Annotated in this window: 22 protein-coding genes; 3 read left to right on the top strand and 19 right to left on the bottom strand. The window is 62.3% G+C overall.

Annotation, left to right across the window (positions count from 1 at the left end; all coding sequences use genetic code 11):
- Positions 1-172: 172 nt before the first annotated feature.
- From mazG to larC2, 3 genes are read right to left on the bottom strand one after another with little or no spacing between them, the layout of a single operon-like run.
- Complete coding sequence (mazG, locus tag AB5Z25_RS02245; protein WP_368134689.1) at positions 173-1,033, bottom strand: nucleoside triphosphate pyrophosphohydrolase; 861 nt, start codon at positions 1,031-1,033, stop codon at positions 173-175.
- Positions 1,034-1,035: 2 nt separating this feature from the next.
- Positions 1,036-1,584: a phosphodiesterase gene (yfcE, locus tag AB5Z25_RS02250; RefSeq protein ID WP_368134690.1), complete on the bottom strand. Its 549-nt coding sequence runs from the start codon at positions 1,582-1,584 to the stop codon at positions 1,036-1,038.
- A 53-nt stretch (positions 1,585-1,637) separates the two neighbouring features.
- Positions 1,638-2,123 carry a nickel pincer cofactor biosynthesis protein LarC2 gene (gene larC2 / locus AB5Z25_RS02255; protein WP_229042063.1) on the bottom strand — a complete coding sequence of 162 codons (486 nt, stop codon included), beginning with the start codon at positions 2,121-2,123 and terminating at the stop codon, positions 1,638-1,640.
- A 339-nt stretch (positions 2,124-2,462) separates the two neighbouring features.
- Here larC2 and AB5Z25_RS02260 point away from each other — a divergent pair, with 339 nt between their 5' ends.
- Complete coding sequence (locus tag AB5Z25_RS02260; protein ID WP_368134691.1) at positions 2,463-3,374, top strand: PHP domain-containing protein; 912 nt, start codon at positions 2,463-2,465, stop codon at positions 3,372-3,374.
- 320 nt (positions 3,375-3,694) lie between these two features.
- Here AB5Z25_RS02260 and hisE read toward each other — a convergent pair whose 3' ends face one another.
- The 9 genes from hisE to hisG form a co-directional block, all read right to left on the bottom strand.
- Positions 3,695-4,012: a phosphoribosyl-ATP diphosphatase gene (gene hisE / locus AB5Z25_RS02265; RefSeq protein ID WP_368134692.1), complete on the bottom strand. Its 318-nt coding sequence runs from the start codon at positions 4,010-4,012 to the stop codon at positions 3,695-3,697.
- A gap of 46 nt (positions 4,013-4,058) precedes the next feature.
- Positions 4,059-4,388: a phosphoribosyl-AMP cyclohydrolase gene (gene hisI, locus AB5Z25_RS02270; protein ID WP_368134693.1), complete on the bottom strand. Its 330-nt coding sequence runs from the start codon at positions 4,386-4,388 to the stop codon at positions 4,059-4,061.
- Positions 4,389-4,529: 141 nt separating this feature from the next.
- Positions 4,530-5,312, bottom strand: a complete 783-nt coding sequence (gene hisF, locus AB5Z25_RS02275) for an imidazole glycerol phosphate synthase subunit HisF (RefSeq protein WP_368134694.1) — start codon at positions 5,310-5,312, stop codon at positions 4,530-4,532.
- Between the two features lie 3 nt (positions 5,313-5,315).
- Complete coding sequence (locus AB5Z25_RS02280; protein ID WP_368134695.1) at positions 5,316-6,059, bottom strand: 1-(5-phosphoribosyl)-5-[(5-phosphoribosylamino)methylideneamino]imidazole-4-carboxamide isomerase; 744 nt, start codon at positions 6,057-6,059, stop codon at positions 5,316-5,318.
- Positions 6,056-6,757: an imidazole glycerol phosphate synthase subunit HisH gene (locus AB5Z25_RS02285; RefSeq protein ID WP_368134696.1), complete on the bottom strand. Its 702-nt coding sequence runs from the start codon at positions 6,755-6,757 to the stop codon at positions 6,056-6,058. The genes AB5Z25_RS02280 and AB5Z25_RS02285 overlap by 4 nt, the downstream gene beginning before the upstream one ends.
- Before the next feature lie 45 nt (positions 6,758-6,802).
- Positions 6,803-7,390 carry an imidazoleglycerol-phosphate dehydratase HisB gene (gene hisB / locus AB5Z25_RS02290; protein ID WP_195363448.1) on the bottom strand — a complete coding sequence of 196 codons (588 nt, stop codon included), beginning with the start codon at positions 7,388-7,390 and terminating at the stop codon, positions 6,803-6,805.
- Positions 7,391-8,506, bottom strand: coding sequence for a histidinol-phosphate transaminase (gene hisC / locus AB5Z25_RS02295; protein WP_195363449.1), 1,116 nt, complete (start codon positions 8,504-8,506; stop codon positions 7,391-7,393).
- A gap of 1 nt (position 8,507) precedes the next feature.
- Positions 8,508-9,944: a histidinol dehydrogenase gene (gene hisD, locus AB5Z25_RS02300; protein WP_368134697.1), complete on the bottom strand. Its 1,437-nt coding sequence runs from the start codon at positions 9,942-9,944 to the stop codon at positions 8,508-8,510.
- 106 nt (positions 9,945-10,050) lie between these two features.
- Entirely contained in the window at positions 10,051-11,766 is a 1,716-nt protein-coding gene (gene hisG / locus AB5Z25_RS02305) for an ATP phosphoribosyltransferase (RefSeq protein WP_368134698.1), read from the bottom strand.
- Positions 11,767-12,161: 395 nt separating this feature from the next.
- Between hisG and AB5Z25_RS02310 the strand changes: the two genes are divergently transcribed.
- Together AB5Z25_RS02310 and AB5Z25_RS02315 are read left to right on the top strand one after the other, a co-directional pair.
- The gene (locus AB5Z25_RS02310) at positions 12,162-14,288 is read left to right on the top strand and encodes an efflux RND transporter permease subunit (protein ID WP_368134699.1); all 2,127 of its coding nucleotides are present in this window, start codon (positions 12,162-12,164) and stop codon (positions 14,286-14,288) included.
- Positions 14,289-14,320: 32 nt separating this feature from the next.
- On the top strand, positions 14,321-16,750 hold the full coding sequence (locus AB5Z25_RS02315) for a hypothetical protein (RefSeq protein ID WP_368134700.1): 2,430 nt from the start codon (positions 14,321-14,323) through the stop codon (positions 16,748-16,750).
- A 439-nt stretch (positions 16,751-17,189) separates the two neighbouring features.
- On the opposite strand, the gene AB5Z25_RS02320 is transcribed toward AB5Z25_RS02315, so the two are convergent.
- The 7 genes from AB5Z25_RS02320 to AB5Z25_RS02350 form a co-directional block, all read right to left on the bottom strand.
- The gene (locus AB5Z25_RS02320) at positions 17,190-18,251 is read right to left on the bottom strand and encodes an SIS domain-containing protein (RefSeq protein WP_161144580.1); all 1,062 of its coding nucleotides are present in this window, start codon (positions 18,249-18,251) and stop codon (positions 17,190-17,192) included.
- A gap of 267 nt (positions 18,252-18,518) precedes the next feature.
- A complete protein-coding gene (locus AB5Z25_RS02325; protein ID WP_117770651.1) occupies positions 18,519-19,364 on the bottom strand; it encodes a sugar phosphate isomerase/epimerase family protein in 846 nt (281 codons plus the stop codon).
- A 112-nt stretch (positions 19,365-19,476) separates the two neighbouring features.
- Positions 19,477-20,310: a PTS system mannose/fructose/sorbose family transporter subunit IID gene (locus AB5Z25_RS02330; protein ID WP_006235883.1), complete on the bottom strand. Its 834-nt coding sequence runs from the start codon at positions 20,308-20,310 to the stop codon at positions 19,477-19,479.
- On the bottom strand, positions 20,291-21,064 hold the full coding sequence (locus tag AB5Z25_RS02335; protein ID WP_006235882.1) for a PTS mannose/fructose/sorbose/N-acetylgalactosamine transporter subunit IIC: 774 nt from the start codon (positions 21,062-21,064) through the stop codon (positions 20,291-20,293). The genes AB5Z25_RS02330 and AB5Z25_RS02335 overlap by 20 nt, the downstream gene beginning before the upstream one ends.
- A 294-nt stretch (positions 21,065-21,358) precedes the next feature.
- Positions 21,359-21,841 (bottom strand): PTS sugar transporter subunit IIB, encoded by a 483-nt coding sequence (locus AB5Z25_RS02340; RefSeq protein ID WP_055252644.1) that lies wholly within the window; start codon positions 21,839-21,841, stop codon positions 21,359-21,361.
- 57 nt (positions 21,842-21,898) lie between these two features.
- Positions 21,899-22,318: a PTS sugar transporter subunit IIA gene (locus tag AB5Z25_RS02345; protein WP_006235880.1), complete on the bottom strand. Its 420-nt coding sequence runs from the start codon at positions 22,316-22,318 to the stop codon at positions 21,899-21,901.
- Between the two features lie 21 nt (positions 22,319-22,339).
- Complete coding sequence (locus AB5Z25_RS02350) at positions 22,340-23,401, bottom strand: SIS domain-containing protein (RefSeq protein WP_117770657.1); 1,062 nt, start codon at positions 23,399-23,401, stop codon at positions 22,340-22,342.
- Positions 23,402-23,435 lie beyond the last annotated feature (34 nt).

Raw genomic sequence — 23,435 nt, forward strand, 5'->3', positions numbered from 1 at the left:
TGGAAACGTAGTGGATGCAAGCGACCGGCTGACCGTGCACCATCGGTGCGCCTCCGTAAGTTAGCCATGTCGCACTTTTTGCATTATGCCCTAAGTTAGCCGAAGGATACACTTGATTTTCGAAAAATTTAGCGGGAACGATGAGGCATGTCAGCCCGTCGTTCCCGCAGTCTTACTCCTCCGCCTTTGCGGCATCCCACAGGTCGTTGAGGCCGTGGGTCGAAAGCTCGGCAAGATCTACGTGGGCATCGGCCGCCATCTGCTCCATCGCGGCCCAGCGGCGGCGGAACTTTGCCGTGCTGGCACGAAGGGCGCTCTCGGCGTCAATGCCCTCCTTGCGCGCGACGTTGACCAAGGCAAAGAGCAGGTCGCCAAACTCCATTTCGCGCTCGGGCGAGCCAGGGGCCTCGGCCTCAAACTCGGCACGCTCCTCGGCGACCTCGTCCCACACATCCTGGACCGTCTCCCACTCAAAGCCCACGGCAGCTGCCTTGCGCGAGACCTTCTGAGCCTGCATCAGCGCCGGCAGATGCGTGGGCACGCCGTCGAGCAGGCCCTCGGGCGTGGCCTCACCCGCCGCCACGGCCTTGTCCTTGGCGGCTTTCTCGGCAAGCTTGACCTCGTCCCAAATCTTGAGCACCTCGTCGGAGCTGTCGGCATCCGCATCGCCAAACACGTGCGGGTGGCGACGAATGAGCTTGGCGTCGATATCGCGCGCCACGTCGGCCAGTGTAAACTCGCCGGCGTCGGCCGCAATCTGCGCATGCAGCACTACCTGCATGAGCACGTCGCCCAGCTCCTCGCGCAGATGCGTGGCATCATCGGCCTCGATGCAATCGAGCGCCTCGTAGGCTTCCTCGATCATGTTCTTGCCGATGCTCTGATGCGTCTGCTCGCGATCCCACGGGCAGCCATCGGGCTGACGCAGACGCCAGATAGTCTGCACCAGATGCTGCAGCTCGGCCGACGCGTCGACCAGCGTGGACAGGTCGCGCGAACCCTCGGCATTTTGCTGAGCCATGTGCTGCGCCATAGTTATTCCTCCTCCAGGACCACGTGACGGAACGCGCCGCCCTCGTAGATGCCGTAGCTATGCGTACCGTCCTTGGGAATGCTCACGCTGCCGGGGTTGAAGAGCCACAGGCCCAGGTGCGCGGCGCTTTCCTCGTTGACCTTGATGTGCGTATGGCCGTAGACGAGCGCGGAGCCCTCGGGCAACGCGGGCGCGTGGTCGACGCTGTTGTACATGCCGGCGCCAAAGACATGGCCGTGCGTCAGGAACAGCTCGCGGCCGGTCTCGTCGAACAGCGTGGCATAGTCGGCCATGACGGGGAAGTCGAGCACCATCTGGTCGACCTCGGCGTCGCAGTTGCCGCGCACCGCGATGATGCGGTCGGCCAGGGCGTTGAGCAGCGGGATTACGCGCTTGGGGGCGTAATCGCGCGGCAGGTCGTTGCGCGGACCGTGGTAGAGCAGGTCGCCCAGCAGCACGATGCGGTCAGGCTGCTCGGACTCGATGGCGGCGCAGAGGCGCTCGGTCCAATATGCCGAGCCGTGGATATCGGAGGCGATGAGGTATTTCATGGTGGTCCTTTCGGTGAGGTTGATGGGGTGGGTGTGGCGCGTCGCCGACCGTGTCACTCAAATTGCAGAGCCGCGGCTTGTGCTGCCTGCATCACGCGCTGGAGCGGCACACCGTGCTCGCAGGCAAGGCGGGCGCAGTCCTCGTACTCGGGCGCTGCACGCTCGCTGCCGTCGGGCAGGGTGGCCACCTTGACGGACACCTCGCCCCATGGCGTCGTCACCTGCTCAAAGCGGCGTGGCAGGCAAACGCGTTCCATGACCTGGCGACGAATGCCGTTGGTCGTGGTTTCCAAGAAGATGATCGTCTGCAGGCGCTCGATATCCCCGTAGGTGCAGATTACCTGCAGCTGCCAGCCGGGGCGGCCTTTCTTGCAATAAACGGGCAGCCAGTGCACCTCGCGCGCACCGGCCTCGCGCAGGCGGTCGGCGGCGTAGGCGAGTACCTCGGGCGACGCATCGTCGATGTCGCATTCCAGCTTGACGATGGTCTCGGGCGCATCGGTCTCGCGAGACAGCGGAGATTTGCTATCGCATGGCATACGGTCCGGCTCCTTTCCGCACGGGCTCGTTTTGTTCATCCAAACGCTAGCACATCGCGGGCGGCGCAGGGGCGGCGTCATGGGATAGGTGCGACTTTTGCTGGGCGCAAGTGCTGGCGCGCTCCAACGCCGGCCCGCTCCACTCAAACGTGTACGTCAGCCTCCAAACATGTCATTTTTTGCAGCTTTTGGAGGCTAATGTACATGTTTTGAAAGCGCAAGCGAGGCCGCACCACGCGCCGCGCACCCTTTCCAATCGATTTCGGCACCCCGCGCGTACGACGCGCCGAGGCTGCGCCATTACAATGGAGCGGATTCGCCAAATGCAAAGGAGCCGCTATGCCTATGTGCCCGCTGGTCGATTGCCATACCCACACCTCGTTTTCGGACGGCCATGCCTCATTTGAGGACAACGTCCGCGCCGCTGTCGCCGCCGGCTGCCGCGCCATGGTCTCGACCGACCATCTCACCCTACCTGCCAGCATGGATGCCAACTGCGAGGTGCAGGTCGTCGAGGGCGACCTGCCGGCACATCGTCTGGCTTTTGAGGACGCTCGCAATCTTGCCGCTCAGATTGCGCCAGAACTCACCTTTATCTACGGTTTCGAATGCGATTGGTACGAGGGCTGCGAGCCTTTGGTTGAGCGCTGGTCCCAGGGCGCCGTCGTGCGCCTGGGCAGTGTGCACTGGATTGGCAACCCAGGCGATATCATGGCCGGTGCCGCGGGTACGGCGGGAACGGAGGACGTCGCTCGTCCCGATACGCCCGATTCGCGCTGCGGCTGGATCGACGATGACACCAACCTGCACGTTTGGGAAAACCTGGGGGTACGCGGCGTGTGGGAGCGCTATGTCGATGACTGGTGCCGCGCCTGCGAGAGCCCGCTCAACTTTGATGTGATGGCTCACCCCGACCTGGTCATGCGCTTTTCGAAAGAGGGCTTTGCGCCCGACTTTGACCCCGCGCCGTTCTGGGGGCAGATGGCAGAGTGTGCACACGACACAGGCCGCCGCGTTGAGGTCTCGACCGCCGCGCCGCGCAAGGGACTCGACGACTACTATCCCGCGACCGGGTTGTTGCGTTGCTTCGCCCACGCCGAGGTGCCGATCACTTTTGGCTCGGACGCACACCGCGCCTGCGACATCTGCTGGAACATCCGCGAGGCCCAGGCCCACGCCTACGACTGCGGTTATCGAACCTTCGACATCCCCCACCTCGCCGGAGAATGGGAGCCCACGTCCCTCGCCTAAGACTAGTCATTGGGGACACTCTTCACAAATGACCCCTTGGGGACGGAGGAAAACGGATCGTTTCGCCCACCACCGACGCCCGTGCAACACCGCCCGCCAAAAAGAATGCCCGTTTACTACGATGAACCGCAAACCTCCGACCATCGGCTTAATGCGGAAAATAAAACCGCAGGTAGAAGCGTTGACGATTTGCTCAAAACCGACGTGTGGTCAGCAGATCCAGTTTCAACGTAGTAATTGGGCGTGTTTTTTGGCAGCGCCGGCAAAGACTGTCCCAAACGACTAGTCATTTAAGAACGTCCCCAATGACTACCCAATGACTAGTGGCGGCGGGCGTTGAGTTCGCCGGCCAGTTCGTCGAGGGTGATACCGTAGCGTTCGAGCGTTACGAGCAGATGGTAGACCAGGTCGCCGGCCTCGTAGCGAATGTGATCGTGATCGTTATCCTTGCAGGCCATGATGACCTCGCTCGCCTCCTCGGCAAGCTTCTTGAGCAGCTCATCCTCGACGTCGGTCAGCAGACGAGCGGTATAGCTCTCCTGCGGTGATGCGTCGCGACGGCCATGAATCACCTCGGCCAACCCCGCCAGCGTCTCACCGATATTTCCATCCTGAACATTCGCAGTGCGCACACCCATGGTTCAATCCTTTCTGGTTGGCCAAGCGCTTAGCCGAGCGCCCGCCCTACGCGAGTTTCTTAAAGAAGCAGGTACGGTTGCCGGTATGGCAGGCCGGACCCGGCGAGTCGACCTTGACCAGCAGCGTATCGCTATCGCAGTCGGCCCAGAGTTCCTTGACCTCTTGCATGTTGCCGCTCGTCGCGCCCTTGTTCCAGAGCCCCTGGCGGCTGCGGCTCCAAAACCACGTGGTACCGGTCTTGAGTGTCAGCCCCACCGATTCCTCGTTCATCCAAGCAACCATAAGCACCTCGCCAGTGTCATATTGCTGAACCACACAAGGAATCAGCCCGCGGGCGTCATATTTAAGCTTTGAAGGCTCGGTTATCTCTTCCATTTCTCTCCCCAATTTAAACCCCACAGGTCGGCGAGGGTTGTCCAGGTGCCCGAGATTCCGAGCGACAAGCCCGACGACGCGTACTTAAGTACGCGAGGAGGGTTGGAGCCGGAAGGTCGGGTGCCTGGGCAAGCCGCAGCACTAGAAGTCCAACCTCACAGGGATTCCCTGCGACGCCATATACTCCTTCACCTGGCGAATGCTGAAGGTTCCAAAGTGAAAGACGCTCGCTGCCAACACGGCATCGGCCTCGCCCTCAATCACACCCTCGGCAAAATGCTCGAGCGTGCCCACGCCGCCGCTCGCAATCACCGGAATCGGCACCGCGCGGGCCACGGCGCGGGTGAGCGCCAGGTCAAAGCCGGCCTTGGTGCCGTCGCGATCCATACTGGTCAGCAGGATCTCGCCGGCACCGCGACGAGCCGCCTCCTCGGCCCACGACACCGCGTCGATACCCGTGGCGTTACGACCGCCCGCGGTAAAGACCTCCCACTTGTCGGCACCCGGCTCTCCGGGCAAACCGACGCGCTTGGCATCGATCGCCACGACCACGGCCTGGCTGCCAAACGCCGCGGCAGCCTGGCTAATCAACGACGGGTCGCGCACGGCCGCCGAGTTGAGCGACACCTTGTCGGCACCGGCGGCAACCATGGTGCGCATGCCCGCCAGGTCGCGAAAGCCGCCGCCCACGGTATAGGGAATGGCCAGTTCCTCGGCAGCATGCGCTGCCATCTCGATAGTCGTCGCGCGGTTATCGCTCGTGGCGGTAATGTCCAAGAAGACGACCTCGTCCGCACCCTCGCGGTCGTAGGCGCGCGCCAGCTCCACCGGATCGCCCGCATCGCGCAGGCTCACAAAGTTGACGCCCTTGACCACACGGCCGTCCTTGACGTCCAGGCAGGGAATCACACGTTTGGTAAGCATGGGCTACTCCTCCCCTCGGGCGGCGGCTAGCGCCTGTACCAGCGTAAAGTTGCCCTCGTAGAGCGCACGGCCGGTAATGGCGCCCTCGATGGCATCCTCGCCCACCGCGGCAAGCGCGCGGATATCGTCGAGCGTCGAGATACCACCCGAAGCCACGACGGGAAAGCCCGCGACCTCGGCCACATGGCGATACGCCGCCACATCGATGCCCGTCTGCATGCCATCGCGCGCGATGTCGGTATACACCAGATGCTTAAAGCCCAGCTCGGAAAGCTGCGCCACGGCATCGTCGAGTGCCACGCCCGCGCCGTCGCGCCAGCCGTTCACCTTGACCTGGCCGTCGCGAGCGGCGATGTCGGCCACGAGCAGCTCGCCAAAGCCTTGGGCCGCCACCTCGGCAAAACCCGGCTCGGTCACGAGCACCGTGCCTAGTGCGATGCGGCGCGCACCGTAGCCGGCCAACTCGTCGATGCGCGCGAGCGAGCGGACGCCGCCGCCCACGTCCACGAACAGACCGTCGACGCCGCAGATGGCCTCGATCGCCGCCGAATTGGCAGCGCATGCGTCCTCGTCCTCGCCAAAGGCGGCGGACAGGTCGACGACGTGCACCCAGCTTGCGCCCTGCTCGGCAAACGAGCGGGCGACGGCCACGGGGTCATCGGAATATACCTTGCAGCGGCTGCGGTCGCCGCGCTCCAGGCGCACGACCTTGCCGCCAATCAGATCGATTGCGGGAAACAGGATCATCGGCCAGCCTCCTCGACGATGTTGACGAAGTTCTTAAGAATGCGCTGACCCAGCGCGGAGGATTTCTCAGGATGGAACTGGCAGCCCCACACGTTGCCATGGCGCACGATGCACGGGAAACTCCGCGTATAGTGCGTGCACGCCAGCACATCAGCGGCATCGGCGTCATCGGCCACCGCATAGCTGTGGGTGAAGTACATGTTGGCACCCTCGGCAAAATCGGCAAGCAGCGGATCGGCCGCACCGGCGGGCGTCATGTGCACCTGGTCCCAACCCACGTGCGGCACCTTCAGGCGGCTCGACTCCAGGCGCGTGCACGAGCCGCGCATAATACCCAGGCCATCGACCCAAGGACCGCCAGCCCGCTCGGAGGCGTTGCCGTCGGCGACCGCGCCCTCGTCCGCAGGCACGCCCTCGTTACCGCGCTCAAAAAATAGCTGAAGGCCCAGGCAGATGCCGAGCAGCGGAGTTCCGGCGGCGACGGCATCGAGCACCGCGTCCGCCTCGCCGCTCTGGCGCATAAAGGCGATCGCGTCATAGAACGCGCCCACGCCCGGGATGACCAGGCCGTCGGCGCGGCGGATCTGCTCCGGGTCGTCCGACGTACAGGCGGCGGCACCGGCGCGCGCAAGCCCGCGCGCAACGCTCGACAAGTTGCCCTTGTGGTAGTCGACCACCACGATCTTCGGTTCGTCCACGCGACCCTCCCTTTTCCCATTCAAAACCTGTCCCTTTTTGGCAGGTTACAGCGAGCCCTTGGTGCTGGGGATGCCCTGCACGCGGGGATCGAGCTCGCAGGCATGGCGCATCGTGCGGCCCACGGCCTTAAAGGCGGCCTCGATAATGTGATGCGAGTTGCCACCCGCCAGTTCGCGCACGTGCAGCGTGAGCTTGGCATCGCGTGCGAAGGCATAGAAGAACTCAACGGCCAGCTCGGTATCGAAGCTGCCCACGCGCTCGGTCGGCACGGGCAGCTCGCAGTAGGCCTGGCCGCGACCCGAAATGTCCACGGCGGCCATCACGAGCGTCTCGTCCATGGCGATCGCCGCGTCGGCAAAGCGCGTAATACCCGCCTTGTCGCCCAGCGCCTGGCAAAACGCCTCGCCCAACACAATGCCCGTGTCCTCGACGGTGTGATGCGCATCGACCTCGACGTCGCCTACCGCATGTACCGTCAAATCGAACAGGCCATGGCGACCAAAGGCGTTGAGCATGTGGTCGAAAAACGGCACGCCGGTCGAGATATCGCACATACCGGTTCCATCCAGGTCGAGCTTTACGACAATGTCGGTCTCGCCCGTCTTGCGGGTCACCTCGGCATAGCGGTCCATCTACATCTCCTCCTTCACCAGCGCGGCAAACGCGGCCAGCACCTCGTTGTTTTCCTGCGGGGTGCCCACGGTAATGCGCAGGCAGTCCGCGAGCCCCGGCGCGTAGCTAAAGTCGCGCACCAAAATTGAATACTCGTCGCGCAGGCGCTCGCGCACGTGCGTGGCATGCGGCGTGCGCACGAGCACAAAGTTCGCCGCGCTCGGCCACGCCTCCACGGGCAGACCCTCGGCAGCCATTGCGTGCAGGGCACACAGTTCGCGCTCGCGCTCGGATGCAACCTGTGCCACCACGGGTGCGTACGCATCGCGGGCACGCACGCAGGCAAGCGCGGCGGCCTGACTCAGCACGTTAACCGAGTAGATCTGACGAATCGCCGCGAACACGTCGATGACATCGGGAGCCGCGATCACGTAGCCCAGACGCGTGCCGGCGGCGCCAAACGCCTTGGACAGCGTATGCAGAATCACCAGGTTTGGATGCTCGGCGATAAGGTCTTGCGCCGTGGTGACCGCGCCAAACGAATCGTCGGCAAACTCAACGTAGGCCTCGTCGACCATGACCATGCCGGGGCACGCATCGCACAGGGCCGCGACAAAGTCGAGCGGCGTCACATCGCCCGTGGGGTTATTGGGCGAGGTCACGATCGCCAGATTGCACTCGGGCGCCGCTGCGAGCACAGCCGCTTGGTCGAGCTCAAAGGTCGCCGGGTCGCGCCACACATCGCGCACCTCGGTCTGACAAAGCGACGCAAAGAACGCATACTCACTAAAGCACGGCGGGCAGTTGAGCAGGGTCCGTCCCGCGCCGCCAAACGCCAGCAAGTAGTTATAGAGCAGCTCGTCGCCGCCGTTTCCCACGCAAATATTCTCACGTGCCACGCCATGCCAAGCGACAAGCTCGTCGCGCAGGTCGTTGGACATGGGATCGGGATAGCGGTTGAGCGGTGTGGCAGCCAAGGCCGCGTCGATCGCCTCGCGCACGCCGGCCGGCACGGGATAGGTGTTCTCGTTGGCCGAAAGGTTGATGCGCGTGGGCGTAAAGTTGGGGTCATAGGGCTCGATGCCGGCCAAGTAGGGCTGGACGAGCTCCTTCATGCGAGGCGTCAGCTCGGCCATGTTAGGCCTCCTCGCCGGTCGCGCCGGCGCCATCCGAGCCTGCAGCCGCCAGGTCCACACCCTCGGCGACCGTCGCCACAGCGTCGCCCGGCCAGGCGACCTTGGTCAGGTCGGCCGCAGCCAGCGACTCGGCACTCACGGCATCCTCACCCTGCTCCAGCACGCGACGACGCAGGGCAGCAGAGAGCGCGTGCGCCCACAGGCCCTCGGCCTCGGCCAGACGCTGTGTGGCGGGAGCGTCGGAGAGCAGGCCCTCGGGCGTATAGCAAATGACACTCGAGCGCTTAACGAACTCTTCGACCGAAAGCGGATTGGAGAACATGGCCGTGCCGCCGGTCGGCAGCGTGTGGTTGGGGCCGGCAACATAATCGCCAAGCGGTTCGGAGCTCCAAGCGCCCACAAAGATGGCGCCGGCGTTGCGAATGCCGCCGAGCAAGCCCATCGCATCCTTGCAGTGCAGCTCCAAGTGCTCGGGCGCCACGGTGTTCACGGCCTCGACGGCGGCAGCCATATCGGCGGCCACCACGATGGTTCCTTCGTTATCGAGCGAGGTGCGCGTGATCTCGGCACGCGGGGACTGCGCCACCAGGATGTCGATGCCGGCCTCGACCTCGCGCGCAAACTGCTCGTCGCAAGTCACCAGATAGCAGGCCGCCAGCGGATCGTGCTCGGCCTGGGCCATCAGGTCTGCCGCGACCACCATGGGTTTGGCCGTGGCATCGGCCAGCACGCAGACCTCGGACGGGCCGGCGACCATGTCGATTCCCACGTCGCCCGAGACAATCTGCTTGGCAGCGGCAACAAAAGCGTTACCCGGACCGGTGATCTTGTCGACACGCGGAATGGTCTCGGTACCGTACGCCAGCGCGGCCACGGCCTGAGCGCCGCCCACCATATAGATTTCGTCCACGCCGCCGAGCTTTGCCGCGGCGAGCGTGTAGGGGCTGATCAGGCCGTCCTTTTGCGGCGGCGTCACCATAACCACGCGCTTGACGCCGGCAACCTTGGCGGGAATGGCATTCATGAGCACCGTGGAGGGATATTGCGCGCGACCGCCCGGCACGTAGATGCCGGCCGCGGCAAGCGGGGTCACCTTAACGCCGAGCATCGTGCCGTCCGGGCGCGTGGTAAACCAGCTCTGCTCGACCTCGCGCTGGTGGAACTCACGAATCTGGCGCGCGGCCTTCTCGAGCGCCGCGACAAACGCGGGGTCGAGGCCTTCGAGCGCGGCATCGATCTGCTCTTGCGGCAGACGGAAGCTTTGCAGCTCAACGCCGTCAAAACGCTGACAGCAATCGCGCACCGCGGCATCGCCGTTGGCGCGCACATCGGCCACGATATCGCGGGCAGCGTCGACGATGTTTTGCGGCAGCACACCCTTGCGGTTGAGCTGGTTGGTAACGAGGCGCTCGCCGGGAGCAAGCTTGATGGTCTTCATATCGGTATCCCCTATCGGTCGAGGTTGCGTTTGAAAAAACGAGAGGCCGGGCGGCGGCGCCAATCGGCCCGCAGCCCAGACGTTGGGACGCCCGTGCGTGCTCGCGCTATTGTGCCGAGCCCGCGACGGGCTCAAAATGCTTGTCCTTCACGGCCGCGGCCAGGCGATCTGCGAGGTTGCGCACGCGCGGATCCAGGCGAGCGGCACCCGGGTTGACAAAGAAGCGGGCCGTGCAGTCCATAATGCGACCAGTAATAACCAGGTCGTTATCGCGCAGCGTGGCGCCCGTGGCGGTAATGTCCACGATGCGATCGGTCATACCGACGATGGGGCCCAGCTCGATGTTGCCGTGCAGTGAGACGATATCGGCGTTCACGCCGCGCTCGGCATACCAGGCACTCGCGATGCGCGGATACTTGGTGGCCACGCGAAGCGACCCGCGGCGGGCATAGTTGCGCTCGGCCTGGCCGGCGCGCCACGCGGGCTCTGCCTCGATAAACGTGCACAGGCCGTAGCCCAGATCGACCAGCTGCAGCAAGTTGAGGTCTGCCTCGATGAGCGAGTCCCAGCCACAGATGCCGCAATCGGCACCACCACAGCCCACAAAAGCGGGCGCGTCGCTGGGACGCACGATGACAAACTCGATATCGCCGACCGTGCCCTCGCCGGCACGCGTGTCGCGACCGCGCACAATCAGGTGACGGCCGGGGTCGCGCAGCTCAGAGACGTCCAGGCCCGCGGCCTCGAGCACGTCGAGCGTGTCGGCCTTAAGCGAGCCCTTGGGCACGGCGATGCGTAGCGGGCCTTCGGCGCCGCGGCCCACGGCGTGGTCACCATCGGAGGCGGCGTCCTCGGCAGAGGTGCACGCGGCCTCCAGACGCTCGAGCGAAAAGGCGAAGCCCGCCGCCGGCACCCCGATGCCGTCGCCGAACGCGCCGGTAAAGATAGAGTCGTAGCGACCGCCCGAGCCCACCGGATCGGGCAGGCCACCGGCATAGGCCTTAAAGACCAGGCCCGTGTAGTAATCGAAAGAATTCATAATGGAAAAGTCGAAGGACAGCACCTGAGCGTCCTCGGGCGCCAGGCCCTCGACCAGCGCGCGCAGCTCACGCGTGAGCGGCGCGACAATACCGGCAGCCGCCAGCAGCGCATCCACGCGATCGAGCACTTCGGCCCCACCATGCAGGCGCGGCAGTTCGCTGACGGCGGCCTTAACGGCATCGGTCTCGGCGCTTGCCGCCACGCGGGCATCGAGGCCCACAAAGTCGTTGGCGTGCACGCAGCGCAGAGCCTCGGCAGCCAGCTCGCGATCCTCGCACGCCGCGAGCAGCTCCTTAAACGGGCGCACGCTACCTGCGATAATGCGCGCATCGGGCAGCGCCAACTTGCGAACGGCCTCGGCCACCAGCGAGACGATCTCGACATCGCCCGCGGTATCGCCCGCGCCGATGAGCTCAAAACCCAGCTGGGTAAATTGACGCGAACCGCCGGCATTGCGTTGGCATTCGCGAACCACCGGCGCCTCATAGCGCAGGCGCAGCGGCAAGTCGGCCGCGCGCATGCGGGTCGAGACCAAACGCACGATCGGCAACGTATTGTCGGGACGAACCACCAACAAGCGGCCGTCATCGTCAAAAAGCTTAAACGGCGTGTCCGCGATACGGCCGCCCTCCTCGAGCGAGCCCTTGTCCTCGAGCAGCGGCGTCTCAACCGGCAGATAATGATGCTCCCTAAAGCAGCCCTTCACCGTCAGCGCAATCTCCTCGCGCGCCTGAGCCTCCTCGGGCAATATGTCCCGGAATCCCCACGGTGTGGCCGTCATCTGGTGAGCCTCCTCATGCTGTGTTGCATACAGAACAAACGACCGGCATAGCTCCGCCGGTCTTTTGGGTACTTTAGCATACTAGAGTGCTTGCGGGGAAAATCCTTGTCCGCAGCTCACACCGTATTCATTTGGAAACATAGGGGCAGACGCTCAGCTAAATCTGACGATTATCTAGGCCAACCAGAAACCATATCCCGTTTTTCGTCTAAAAACTGGGATGCAGTTTCCGCTGAGGACCTTTTCCGAACTGCTTCTGCAGCGGCTGTTTTGGCTCCGGGACCGCGTCAATCGCATATCTTTATGGCGCCTTTATCCTACACATGTTGTATAACTACCAAATGTGGAATATAACAAAGAGCAAAACATAGGCTGAGCGTTATGGAGGATTGAGGTTGAAAGAGAAGCTATTTCGATGGGTCGTGAAGCACCGCAAACCCATCATCGCGTTCTATGCGGTGGCAGCACTGGTATGCCTGTTCCTGCGCCAGTTTGTAGGCGTTAACTACGACATTACGAGCTATCTGCCCGACGAAGCGGCGTCGACCGTCGCTCTGAATACCATGGGTGATGAGTTTGAGGGTGACATTCCCAACTGTCGCGTTATGGTGCCCAATGTCTCGATCGCTCAGGCGCTCAAATACAAGGACAAAATCAAAAAGGTCGACGGCGTCGAGGAGGTCCTATGGCTTGACGACGCGGCAGATATCGATCAGCCGCTTGCCACGCAAGACAAAGACACCGTTGAGACCTATTACAAAAAGAACAACGCCCTGTTTACGGTGACGGTTAATTCCGAAAAGGAGATCGAGGCAACCGACGCTATTCGAGATATCGTGGGCGACGAGGGCGCCATTACGGGCTCGGCCATGTCTAACGCGCTCGCCACCACATCGACCGAGCAGCAGATCAGCATTATCACGGTCGCTGTCATAGCGATTATCTTCGTGATTCTGGTCATCACGACTACCAGCTGGGCCGAACCCATCCTGGTGCTGCTGGGCCTGGGCGTCTCGGTGTTTATCAACTGGGGCACCAACCTCATCTTTGGCGAGATTAGCTTTGTCACCAACTCTGCGGGCTCCATTTTGCAGGTTGCCATCGCGCTGGACTTCTCGGTCTTTTTGCTGCACCGCTTTAACGAGGAGCGTGGCCGCCACAGCAGCGTTGCCGAAGACATGGTGCAGTCGTGCTGCCTGTCCTCGGTCGCCGTGTTTTCGAGCGGTTGCACGGTCTGCATCGGCTTTATCGCGCTTGCCGCCATGCAGTTTAAGATCGGCCCCGACCTTGGTCTTGCCCTTGCAAAGGGTATCGCCATCAGCCTGGTATCGGTCTTTACCTTTGTTCCTTCGATGTTCGTTCAGTTCGATGGCTTTGTGCAAAAATCGCAGCACAGGCCCTTTGTCCCGCCGCTGGGTAAGTTCGCCCGTCTGGTGCTCAAGGTCTGTATCCCCGCTGCCGTCGTGATCCTCGCCGTGGTTTACCCTGCGCGTGTGGCATCGACCTCCAGCGATATCACGTACTACTACGGCACTTCGCACATTTTTGGTTCGGATACGCGGCTTGGTCAGGATATGGACAAGGTCAAGGAGGTCTTTGGCAACTCCGATACCTACGTTGTGCTCGTTCCCCGTGGAGAGGTGAGCGAGGAGCAGGCACTCTCCAATGAGCTCAAGGCGCTCCCCGAGGTCAAGTCCATCCAGAGCTATGTTGACGTTGCGAGTCCCTATATCCCCACGGGCATGGCCGAAAAGGACACGCTCGATCTGGTGGAGGGAGAGCACTACAGCCGTTTGGTGCTCACGGTTACCGCGCCCTACGAGGGTCCGAGTACATTTAAGCTGGTCAAGAAGATTCGTTGTATCGCGGACAAACATTATCCGGGTAAGGCAATGCTCGCCGGCGAGGGCGTGAGCACCACCGACCTTAAGGACACCATCACCGTCGATAAGGGCAAGGTCGACCTCATCGCCGTCGTGGCCGTGTTCGCGGTCTTGCTGCTGGCCACCAAGTCGCTGAGCCTGCCGATCATCTTGGTGCTCGTGATTGAGACCTCGATCTGGATCAACTTTGCTGCACCGCTCTACACCGGTATGCACGAGTTCTTCCTCGCCTACTTAATTGTGAGCTCCATCCAGCTGGGCGTTGCCGTCGACTACGGCATCCTGATTGCTGACCGCTATCGTGAGGACCGCGTGACCATGCATAAGCGCGAAGCGCTACTCGAGACCATGGAAGCTTGCACGATTCCTGTTTTGACCTCTGGATCGGTTCTGCTGATCAGTGGCTTCCTGATCCATGCGATCTCGAGCCACGGCGTGCTCAAGCAGATCGGCTGGTTCCTGGGCGTCGGCGTGAGCATCTCCCTAGTCGCCGTACTCTTTGCGCTGCCGGGTTTCCTGTATGTGCTCGATGGCCTCATCGGCAAGACCACGCTCAAAGCTCATTTTTTGCCCAAGGATGCCCAGGATCCGGTTTCGGATACCACCGAGGCATCGGCTGCGGACGGCTCCGCTCAGTAACGTTTTACAAAGCAGTTGGAAGGAATACCGCAATGCATACCCATACCACTGATACCGCTTCGAAAGAGCTCAAAGCCCAACGCGATCTTGTACGTCGTCCCCATAAGCGCATCGCTGCGCTCGCTCTTGCCGCCGGTCTGACCGTGGCCCTTACCGTTCCCGGTGCCGTTGTGTTCGCCGACGGCGTAGGGTCGACGAGCGCTGCCTCGGCTACGAGTGAACAGATGGCGACGGACTCCGATAACAGCACGCCGGGATATAAGAAAAACCAGGTCGTATACGTCAAAACCGATGCCGACGGCAATCGCACGGGTGTTTACGTGGTCAATAGCTTCGAGGCCAATAAGGGCGTCAAGATCGACGATGCCGGCACCTATAACAAAGTGACCAACCTATCGACGACTCAAAAACTAACGGACGACAGCGGGTCGGTTGCCGTTACGGGCCAGGGAGTGCAGGACTTTGTCTACCAGGGCGATCTGGACAAGAACACTCAGATGCCGTGGAACGTCACCGTGGCATACCAGCTCGATGGCCGCGATATCGACGCCAAGGATTTGGCGGGCAAGAGCGGCAAGCTCACCATGAAGCTCAAGGTCGAAAAGAATGACGACTATACCGGTGGCGATTATGCCGATAACTACCTGGTTCAGATTACCGGTCAGCTTAAGGATGCCGAGGCACACGATATTGAGGCTGAGGGCGCCACGGTTGCTGCCAACGGCTCCAACACGCAGCTTACCTACATGGTGATTCCCGGCAGCACCGGAGACTACACCATTACGACCGATGTTGAGGATTTTGAGTTTGATGGCTGGCAGATTGTCGGCGTGCCGCTGAATCTTGCCATCGATGTGGACTCGAGCAGCATGGATACGAGCCAGCTCGTGGAGCTCTCCAACGGTATTGCTACGGCCAATAGCGGTGCTGGCCAGGTTGCCGACGGTGTCAAGACGCTCGCGGCCTCGCTTGCCACGGCCAATACCGGTGCCGGCACGCTGTCCAGTGGCGCCGCTGCGCTCGCGGCGGGTACGAGTCAGCTCAACGCGCAGGTCCCCACGCTGGTCGAAGGCGTGAGCAACCTTAATGCCGGTGCCGAGGGGGTTAATGCCGGTGCCGTGCAGCTTAAGGGCGGTGCGTCCGATCTTTCGGCGGGCCTTTCCAAGCTGCAGGGGAGCGCACAGCAGATCTCGGGCGGCATAAGTGGAATTGCCGCTGGGTCCGATACGTACGTCGACGCGCTGACGCTGGGCAAGCAGGCTCAGGAGGCAAACCTTGCCAAGGCGCAGGCTGCGGCCAAGGCGGCCCAGGACGCCGTGACCGCTACGTCGGGCAACGCCTACAGCGCGCTGTACGGGCCGCAGGGTCTTACGGCGGCGCTCAGCGGCGAGGGGCAGTACCTTGCCGGTGCACAGCAGGCGCTCGGCGGGGCAAAGCAGGCCGCAAGCGCCATGGGCAACGATGCGGCAAAGGCTAACGCCGAGAGCGCAAAGGCTGGCGCCGAGAGCACCGTTGCATCTATTGCCGCTGCCAAGGCGGCGGTCGCCGATGCTCAGGACGCGCTGGATAACGCGGCCGATCTCGACTCCGCCAAGGCTGCGGCAGCCAAGCTAAGCGAGGCTACGGCACAGCTGGATGCCGCCACCGCAAGTGCCGGCAGTGCTGCTACCAGCGCGGGTGCCGCCGCCACGGCGGCATCGAGCGCCGATGCGACGGGTCTTACCGCGCTTCTCGATTCTGCATCCAATGCCGTTGCGGGCGCGCAGGGTCTTAACACGCAGGTGTCGCAGGGCCTTAAGGGTGCCGAGTCCATGTTTGGCACGCTTACCGATCAGGTTACGACTTTGGCCCAGGCGGCCGGCGCCCAGGGCGGCGCCCAGGGTGCCGTCACCGCGCTCGATAGCGCCATTCAGGGCTACACCACTGTCCAGGATGGCCAACAGCTGAGCCTGGCCGGAGCCATCGCCTATATGAACAGCGCGATCAACCCGGCACACCCCACGGCCGTGAACCCCGGTCTTGTCGCCGGTGTTGGCTCTGCAGCAACGGGCGCGGGTCAGCTGAGCGATGGCGCCGCGGCTCTTGCCGCGGGCACCGACCAGCTTGCTGCGGGCACACAGCAGCTCAACGGTGCCACGCCCGCGCTTGCCAACGGCGCATCACAGCTCAACAACGGTGCGGCGCAGCTCAAGACAGGTGCCGCTAGCCTTGCTAGCGGCATGAATCTTCTCTCCTCGGGTGCAGGTACGCTTGCCAGCGGCGCATCCGAGCTCGGCAACGGCATGCAGGAGCTTACCGACCGAACGAGCAATCTCGATACTCAGGTCATCGACACCGTTAAGGACAAGATCGAGGAAATGCTCAACCCCGGCTTTACGCCGACGGACTTTGTCAACGGCGAGCAGGGCGGACATATAAATCGCGTGCAGTTTATCTATATGACGGGCGCGATCAGCAAGTAGGCAGCCGCGCCCTTGTGGCGATTGGCATCGATAGCAAGTTATGAGGGGAGGGGCCGTCGGGCATTGTCTCGGCAGCCCCTCTTTGCTGTCAGCGGCCACTTCGCGTCTTTGCAGAAGCTGTACCGCAAGATTTGTGTTTGGAAGGAGACGCGCTTTCTGCAAGGGGCGGAGCGCGGAAAGCATGTCCCGGATTTGATGCTCGGAACGGGATGAGCTTTCCGGATCGGACCCCAAGCGGAAAGCGCGTCCCGTTTCGGGGCTTCAGAATGGGACGCATCCGGAAACCGCATCCCACTCTGAGCCGAAATTCCGGGATGAGATTTCCGCCGAGGACACCCTGCGCCGACGGAAACGCAAAAAGGGCGCCCGCGCGAATGCGGACGCCCTTGTGTAGGGTCGAGATATCAACCAGCCAAGATATCGGCCCTGCGGCCAGCTCTTAGTAGTCGAACTGGTGGTAGTAGCGGCGGTACTTGAGGTTGTGCTTGGTGACCAGCTCGTAGTTGCGCGAGAGGCGGTCGGTGGTCAGCACGGACAGGATCCACGGCGACACGATGACGCGGAAGTCGTCGTCCAGGCCCGGGATCGCGTACTCGGCGGTGTCGATGATGACGTAGTCCTCGTCGCCGGTCACGCCGCTGGTGAGGAAGGCGCGGACGCGCTCGTCGAGGGCGCGGCACTCGTCCTCTCCCATGAACAGGAACACCGGGACGCCGGGCTCGAGCAGCTCGAGCGTGCCGTGGAAGAAGTCGTGCGAGGTGATGTGGCGGATGCGCTTCCACTGCATCTCCTCGAGCAGGCACATGGAGTACAGGATGGTCTCGCCCCACAGCGCGCCCGAGCCGATGAACATGGTGTAGTCGGCCAGCGCGTACTTCCTGGCGAGCTCCTCGGCGCGCGGCTCGAAGCGCTTGCGGATGTCGAGCATGTCCTTCCAGACGTCCTTCGTCTGCTCGATGAACAGGTCGAACTTGGGGAAGCAGCCGCGGCGGTTGAGCAGGCGCAGGCCGAAGCAGTCGGCGAGGTAGTAGCCCTTCTCGCAGCCGCCGGCGCCGTGGTCGGAGGCCATCATGACGCAGTTCTCGGCGCCCACGGCCTGCCCGATCTTGCCCTCGGGGTTGGTCATGGCGAAGACGCGCACGCCCATCTCCCTCATCTTGCCGACGGCCTCGAGCACCTCGGGGGTGGTGCCGGACTCGGAGGCGGTCAGCACGACGGACCTGTCGGTCATGCGCTTGTGGCCCATGACGTTCCACTCGGCGGCGTGGATCAGGTAGACCTCGAGGTCGCGGTCGCCGAACTTGTTCATGAGGTACTCGAGCTGCATGAACTCGTCCCAGGTGCCGCCGACGCCCATCAGGAAGACGGCGTCGTAGCCCTCCTCGTGCACGCGGTCGGCCAGGGCGGTCATCTTCTTGCCGGCCTCGTAGACGTTCCTGCCGTCCTCGAGGTAGCCCTCCTGGTCGAAGTGCATGATCTCGATCTTCTCGGTCTCCTTCATGTGTGTCCTCCCATCACATGTGCGCAATTCTATACATCGCGCTTCTTGCTGATACCAATTATAGCCATACGATTGCTTGTTATTTAATACCAATCCAAACTCACGGAGATTTGCGGCGAACGGTCGGTTTCCTCGCCCGAGTGGTATTACAACGCCAATAGTTGTCTATTTCGAGCGCTACTGCCAACGGGTTCCCCACAACTCGCCAGCTATAAAAGCGTTGCGCCAGACCCGCCCAAGCGTTTCCGGCGCAACCGCGCAGTTTAGTTATTCGGCTTCCATCTCCGCTGTCACACGGCGATACATCTCGATAACCTGAGTCGTCGCCTTGGACGGATCCTGATAGTAGCGGCCATCACACGTCTCGGCCGAGACATAGCCCGTATAGCCGTGGCGCATGAGTGCCTCGAGGTCGGCACGCATATCACGCTCGCCGTCGCCCCAGGCAAGATGCGTCGTGCCGCCGCCCACATCTACAAAGTGGGTGTGAACGATCTTGTCGCCCAAAACCTCAAAGTAGCCGTCGATCGTGTCGCCGGCAACTTCCATGGCGCCAAAGTCGATACAGGCCTTCAGGTTGGGACGATCGACCGCCTCGAGGATGCGCGCGACATCCTGTGCGGTGTTGACCAACACGGACTCCGACGGCTGCAGGGCCTCGAGCGCGACGCGAATACCGCGCGTATCGGCGTAGTCGCACACCGAGCGCAGCATGGCAACGCTGCGGGCCCAGGCGTCCTCAGCCGGCTCGTCCAGATAGGCCCAACCACTCGTCACCAGAATCTGCGGCACGCCCAACTCAACGGCAACGTCGATCACATTCTTAAAGTACGAGAGGATGCGTTTTTGGCCCGCCTCACCGCGCACCGCGACGTTCCACGGCTTGGGGTTGTTCTGCTCGGGGCACACGCACACGATCTTGATACCGTATTGGGCGGCAAGATCGCGAATCTTATCCACCGAATCGTGCTCATGGCAATCCACATACAGGTGCATCGAGCCGGTCCACAGCTCGATATTGCGATAGCCGGCCTCACCTGCAGCCTTAAAAAACGTCTCGATGCTGTAGTAACGATGGTTGATGTTCATGAGCGAAAGCTCGGGTACGACCATAGCCCTCCCCTTTCGTACGGAGTTTTAAAAAACAGGGGGCCGCCGCAGATGCGACAAGCCCCCCAAAGATCGACGCAACCGTTAGACGCGATGGAAGCGCGATTCGAACATATTAGGCAAGCACGCCAAAGTAAGCGCCGATGATGCCCACGACCATGGTGCAGAGGATCAGGACCATCGGGTTGATCTTCTTGGAGAGCAGCCAGTAGTAGAGCCAGAAGGCGGCCATACCGAGCATACCGGGCATGATGCCGTCCAGGATGTCCTGGAGAGTTTGGGCGGAGTCGCCCTGACCAATGGCGATGGGCAACGAAGCCCAGAACATGTCCTTGCTCATGGCGCCGACGACCATAACGCCGACAATGCCGACGCAGGCCATGATCTTTTGCATCAGGCCGGTCTTCTGAGCCTCGTCGAGGAAGCCAATGCCTAGCTCATAACCCTTGATAGCGCCAAAGATACGAATCAGGAACGCCGGGATGTTGTAGACGAGCAGGAAGGCGATGGGGCCAAAGACGTTGCCGGCCTGGCACAGGCTGATGCCCACGGCAGCGGCGACGACGCGCAGGGTGGACAGGAAGAAGGAGTCACCCAGGCCGGAAAGCGGACCCATGAGGGCGGCCTTGATGTCGTTGACGCTCTCGGGCTCAACCTCGCCACGAGCGACCTTTTCTTCCATGGCCATCGCGATGCCGCCCACGAAGGGAGCGAGCTGCGGGGTGATGTTGAAGAATGCGCTGTGACGGTGCAAGGCCTCGGCGTAATCATCGGGACGGCCGGCATAGATCTTCTTGAGCATGTTGGCGACCATCAGGCAGAAGGCAATGTTCATCTGCTTGTAGTAGGTCCAGGAGAATTCCATGCCCAGGGCGCCGGTGTTCACGGCGCTCTTAATGAGGTCGGAGCGAGTAATCTGGTTCTCGGAATTAGAAGTCATCGTCCTCATCCCCTTCCACAGAAAGCTGGGACTGGGCGCCACCAAGGCCCAGCAGGTCGTACTTGTCGATGCCGATGATGATTGCGATCAGGGCGACGCCGAGGACGGGCACGTTGGCATAGGAGCACAGCAGGAAGCCCAGGAAGTAGAACGGCACGAGCTGCTTGGTAAGCACCAGACGGCCGAGCATGGCGAAGCCCATGGCAGGCAGGATGTTGGCTGCGACGCCAAAGCCATCGAGGACGAACGTCGGGATGAAGTCGAGCAGGCCCTGAACGGCGTCGGCACCCAGATAGAAGGAGACCGAGCACAGGATAAAGGCCAGGACGACAATCACGAGACCGATAATCCAGTGCATAGCGTAGATACCCTTGAGGTTACCCTTGCTGGCAAAGACGTCGGCACGGTCGACCAGAAGGGGCATACCGGCGTTGACGACGTTCTTAATGGCCAGGCACAGAGTGGCGATGGGCATCGCGAGCGCGATAGCGGCCTCGGTGCTCTGACCCAGCTGAATAGCGAAGGCGCAGGCGAGCACACCGCCAATACACTCATCGGGCGGCACGTAAGCGCCGATGGAGATTGAACCCATGAAGAGCAGCTCGAGGCTCGCACCGATGGCGAGGCCGGACTGCAGGTCCCCGAGGACTATGCCGACGAGCGGGCACAGAACGATCGGGCGGAACGCATAGAGCGTACCGAGCTGATAATCGAGCTTACCGAAGGCAGCGATAAGTCCGATGAGGATCGCTTGAACAAGCATTGTTCCTCCCTTTGATCCCTCTTGGATCCGCGCGGCGATTCCCGACTTGTCAGCGCGCCCTTTTCCATGCCGACAATCGCCTAGACAGATCCAGCTTGTACCGGTGTGCTGTTAACACCTAAACCGGTGCAAATGATTTGATACCAATTATATAGTCATGAGAAAACTATTTAATACCAATCGCTCAACGGGCGTGTACTCCCGGTGAACGGTAGATGGGGGTAACGGGTAAAGCGTTTATCCGGTACGCCCACGAATAGGGGCGGCGCCGTGCGCGCCGCCCGTGGTTCTCAATTAGAGGGCGCTTAGGGCATCGACCTTGGGGTCGTCGGCCAGAGCGCGAATCTCGACCTCGACACCGCGGCCGACGAGCTCACGAATGTCCTCTTCCTCGGCAGCAGTCACAAAGATCTGGCGGGAGATCTTACGGGCATCGGGACGCTGCTCGTCCTTGGACTTGGTGTTGCCCAGGTTGATGGAGGTAATCTGCGGACAGCCGTCGACAAGCTGCTTGGCCTCGGCGATGCTGGCGACGCAGATGATCATCTTGTACTTATCGGTAACACCGGAGTTGATGGCCTCGATGGCGTGCTCCATGTCCTTGATGACGAGCTTGACGTTGGCCGGCTTTCCCATCTTGAGCGTAGTCTTCCAGACGGGATCGTTGGCAACCTTGTCGCCAACGCAGAAGATGCAGTCAGAACCCAAGCCCTGGACCCAAGAGACGGCCACCTGGCCATGAAGCAGACGATGGTCGACGCGAAGCAGTTGAATCATGATTGACCCCCAAAGGTCTCATGCCGGAAACCCGGCCCCATTAATAGCAGGCGGCGACTAGAACTCTTCCTCGTCATCCGCATCGGTCAGCAGGTCGTTGACAAACTTGACGCGCGTGTCGTCAGCCGCGAGGATCTCGCGGATAACCTGATCGGCGGGAGCCTCCTGGTCCGAAAAGAGCAGCTGGATCAGCAGCGGCAGATTCATGTTGGCAACCAGGTAGGTGTTGGGGCGCGTCTGGACGATCTTGGTGAACTCGTTGTTGACGCTGCCGCCAAACAGGTCGGTGCACACGATTACGTCGTCGGCGGGGTCGAAGGTCGCCAGGAGCTTGGCGGCCTCCTCGGCGACATCGGTGCGGCCGTCGACAAACATCGACAGGTCGTGGACGTTATCGCGCGCGCCCGAGAGCAGCTCGGTACTCTCCTTGATGCCGGTCGCAAAATGCGCGTGGCTGGCGAAGATGTATTGCCTCATTGCGGTTTCCCCCAAATGAAATTAGTAGTCGAACTGGTGGTAGTAGCGGCGGTACTTGAGGTTGTGCTTGGTGACCAGCTCGTAGTTGCGCGCGAGGCGGTCGGTGGTCAGCACGGACAGGATCCACGGCGACACGATGACGCGGAAGTCGTCGTCCAGGCCCGGGATCGCGTACTCGGCGGTGTCGATGATGACGTAGTCCTCGTCGCCGGTCACGCCGCTGGTGAGGAAGGCGCGGACGCGCTCGTCGAGGGCGCGGCACTCGTCCTCTCCCATGAACAGGAACACCGGGACGCCGGGCTCGAGCAGCTCGAGCGTGCCGTGGAAGAAGTCGTGCGAGGTGATGTGGCGGATGCGCTTCCACTGCATCTCCTCGAGCAGGCACATGGAGTACAGGATGGTCTCGCCCCACAGCGCGCCCGAGCCGATGAACATGGTGTAGTCGGCCAGCGCGTACTTCCTGGCGAGCTCCTCGGCGCGCGGCTCGAAGCGCTTGCGGATGTCGAGCATGTCCTTCCAGACGTCCTTCGTCTGCTCGATGAACAGGTCGAACTTGGGGAAGCAGCCGCGGCGGTTGAGCAGGCGCAGGCCGAAGCAGTCGGCGAGGTAGTAGCCCTTCTCGCAGCCGCCGGCGCCGTGGTCGGAGGCCATCATGACGCAGTTCTCGGCGCCCACGGCCTGCCCGATCTTGCCCTCGGGGTTGGTCATGGCGAAGACGCGCACGCCCATCTCCCTCATCTTGCCGACGGCCTCGAGCACCTCGGGGGTGGTGCCGGACTCGGAGGCGGTCAGCACGACGGACCTGTCGGTCATGCGCTTGTGGCCCATGACGTTCCACTCGGCGGCGTGGATCAGGTAGACCTCGAGGTCGCGGTCGCCGAACTTGTTCATGAGGTACTCGAGCTGCATGAACTCGTCCCAGGTGCCGCCGACGCCCATCAGGAAGACGGCGTCGTAGCCCTCCTCGTGCACGCGGTCGGCCAGGGCGGTCATCTTCTTGCCGGCCTCGTAGACGTTCCTGCCGTCCTCGAGGTAGCCCTCCTGGTCGAAGTGCATGATCTCGATCTTCTCGGTCTCCTTCATTCCCGCTCCTTTCACGAGCAGTTTGAATTGTCGC

The sequence above is a fragment of the Collinsella aerofaciens genome (genome assembly GCF_040910325.1).
GTDB classification, from domain to species: domain Bacteria; phylum Actinomycetota; class Coriobacteriia; order Coriobacteriales; family Coriobacteriaceae; genus Collinsella; species Collinsella aerofaciens_BL.

Bases quoted from the DNA above. Each gene is read 5' to 3' on its own strand.
- mazG (WP_368134689.1), bottom strand. From the start codon at position 1,033: ATGGCGCAGCACATGGCTCAGCAAAATGCCGAGGGTTCGCGCGACCTG.
- yfcE (WP_368134690.1), bottom strand. From the start codon at position 1,584: ATGAAATACCTCATCGCCTCCGATATCCACGGCTCGGCATATTGGACC.
- larC2 (WP_229042063.1), bottom strand. From the start codon at position 2,123: ATGCCATGCGATAGCAAATCTCCGCTGTCTCGCGAGACCGATGCGCCC.
- AB5Z25_RS02260 (WP_368134691.1), top strand. From the start codon at position 2,463: ATGCCTATGTGCCCGCTGGTCGATTGCCATACCCACACCTCGTTTTCG.
- hisE (WP_368134692.1), bottom strand. From the start codon at position 4,012: ATGGGTGTGCGCACTGCGAATGTTCAGGATGGAAATATCGGTGAGACG.
- hisI (WP_368134693.1), bottom strand. From the start codon at position 4,388: ATGGAAGAGATAACCGAGCCTTCAAAGCTTAAATATGACGCCCGCGGG.
- hisF (WP_368134694.1), bottom strand. From the start codon at position 5,312: ATGCTTACCAAACGTGTGATTCCCTGCCTGGACGTCAAGGACGGCCGT.
- AB5Z25_RS02280 (WP_368134695.1), bottom strand. From the start codon at position 6,059: ATGATCCTGTTTCCCGCAATCGATCTGATTGGCGGCAAGGTCGTGCGC.
- hisB (WP_195363448.1), bottom strand. From the start codon at position 7,390: ATGGACCGCTATGCCGAGGTGACCCGCAAGACGGGCGAGACCGACATT.
- hisC (WP_195363449.1), bottom strand. From the start codon at position 8,506: ATGGCCGAGCTGACGCCTCGCATGAAGGAGCTCGTCCAGCCCTACTTG.
- hisD (WP_368134697.1), bottom strand. From the start codon at position 9,944: ATGAAGACCATCAAGCTTGCTCCCGGCGAGCGCCTCGTTACCAACCAG.
- hisG (WP_368134698.1), bottom strand. From the start codon at position 11,766: ATGACGGCCACACCGTGGGGATTCCGGGACATATTGCCCGAGGAGGCT.
- AB5Z25_RS02315 (WP_368134700.1), top strand. From the start codon at position 14,321: ATGCATACCCATACCACTGATACCGCTTCGAAAGAGCTCAAAGCCCAA.
- AB5Z25_RS02320 (WP_161144580.1), bottom strand. From the start codon at position 18,251: ATGAAGGAGACCGAGAAGATCGAGATCATGCACTTCGACCAGGAGGGC.
- AB5Z25_RS02325 (WP_117770651.1), bottom strand. From the start codon at position 19,364: ATGGTCGTACCCGAGCTTTCGCTCATGAACATCAACCATCGTTACTAC.
- AB5Z25_RS02330 (WP_006235883.1), bottom strand. From the start codon at position 20,310: ATGAGGACGATGACTTCTAATTCCGAGAACCAGATTACTCGCTCCGAC.
- AB5Z25_RS02335 (WP_006235882.1), bottom strand. From the start codon at position 21,064: ATGCTTGTTCAAGCGATCCTCATCGGACTTATCGCTGCCTTCGGTAAG.
- AB5Z25_RS02340 (WP_055252644.1), bottom strand. From the start codon at position 21,841: ATGATTCAACTGCTTCGCGTCGACCATCGTCTGCTTCATGGCCAGGTG.
- AB5Z25_RS02345 (WP_006235880.1), bottom strand. From the start codon at position 22,318: ATGAGGCAATACATCTTCGCCAGCCACGCGCATTTTGCGACCGGCATC.
- AB5Z25_RS02350 (WP_117770657.1), bottom strand. From the start codon at position 23,401: ATGAAGGAGACCGAGAAGATCGAGATCATGCACTTCGACCAGGAGGGC.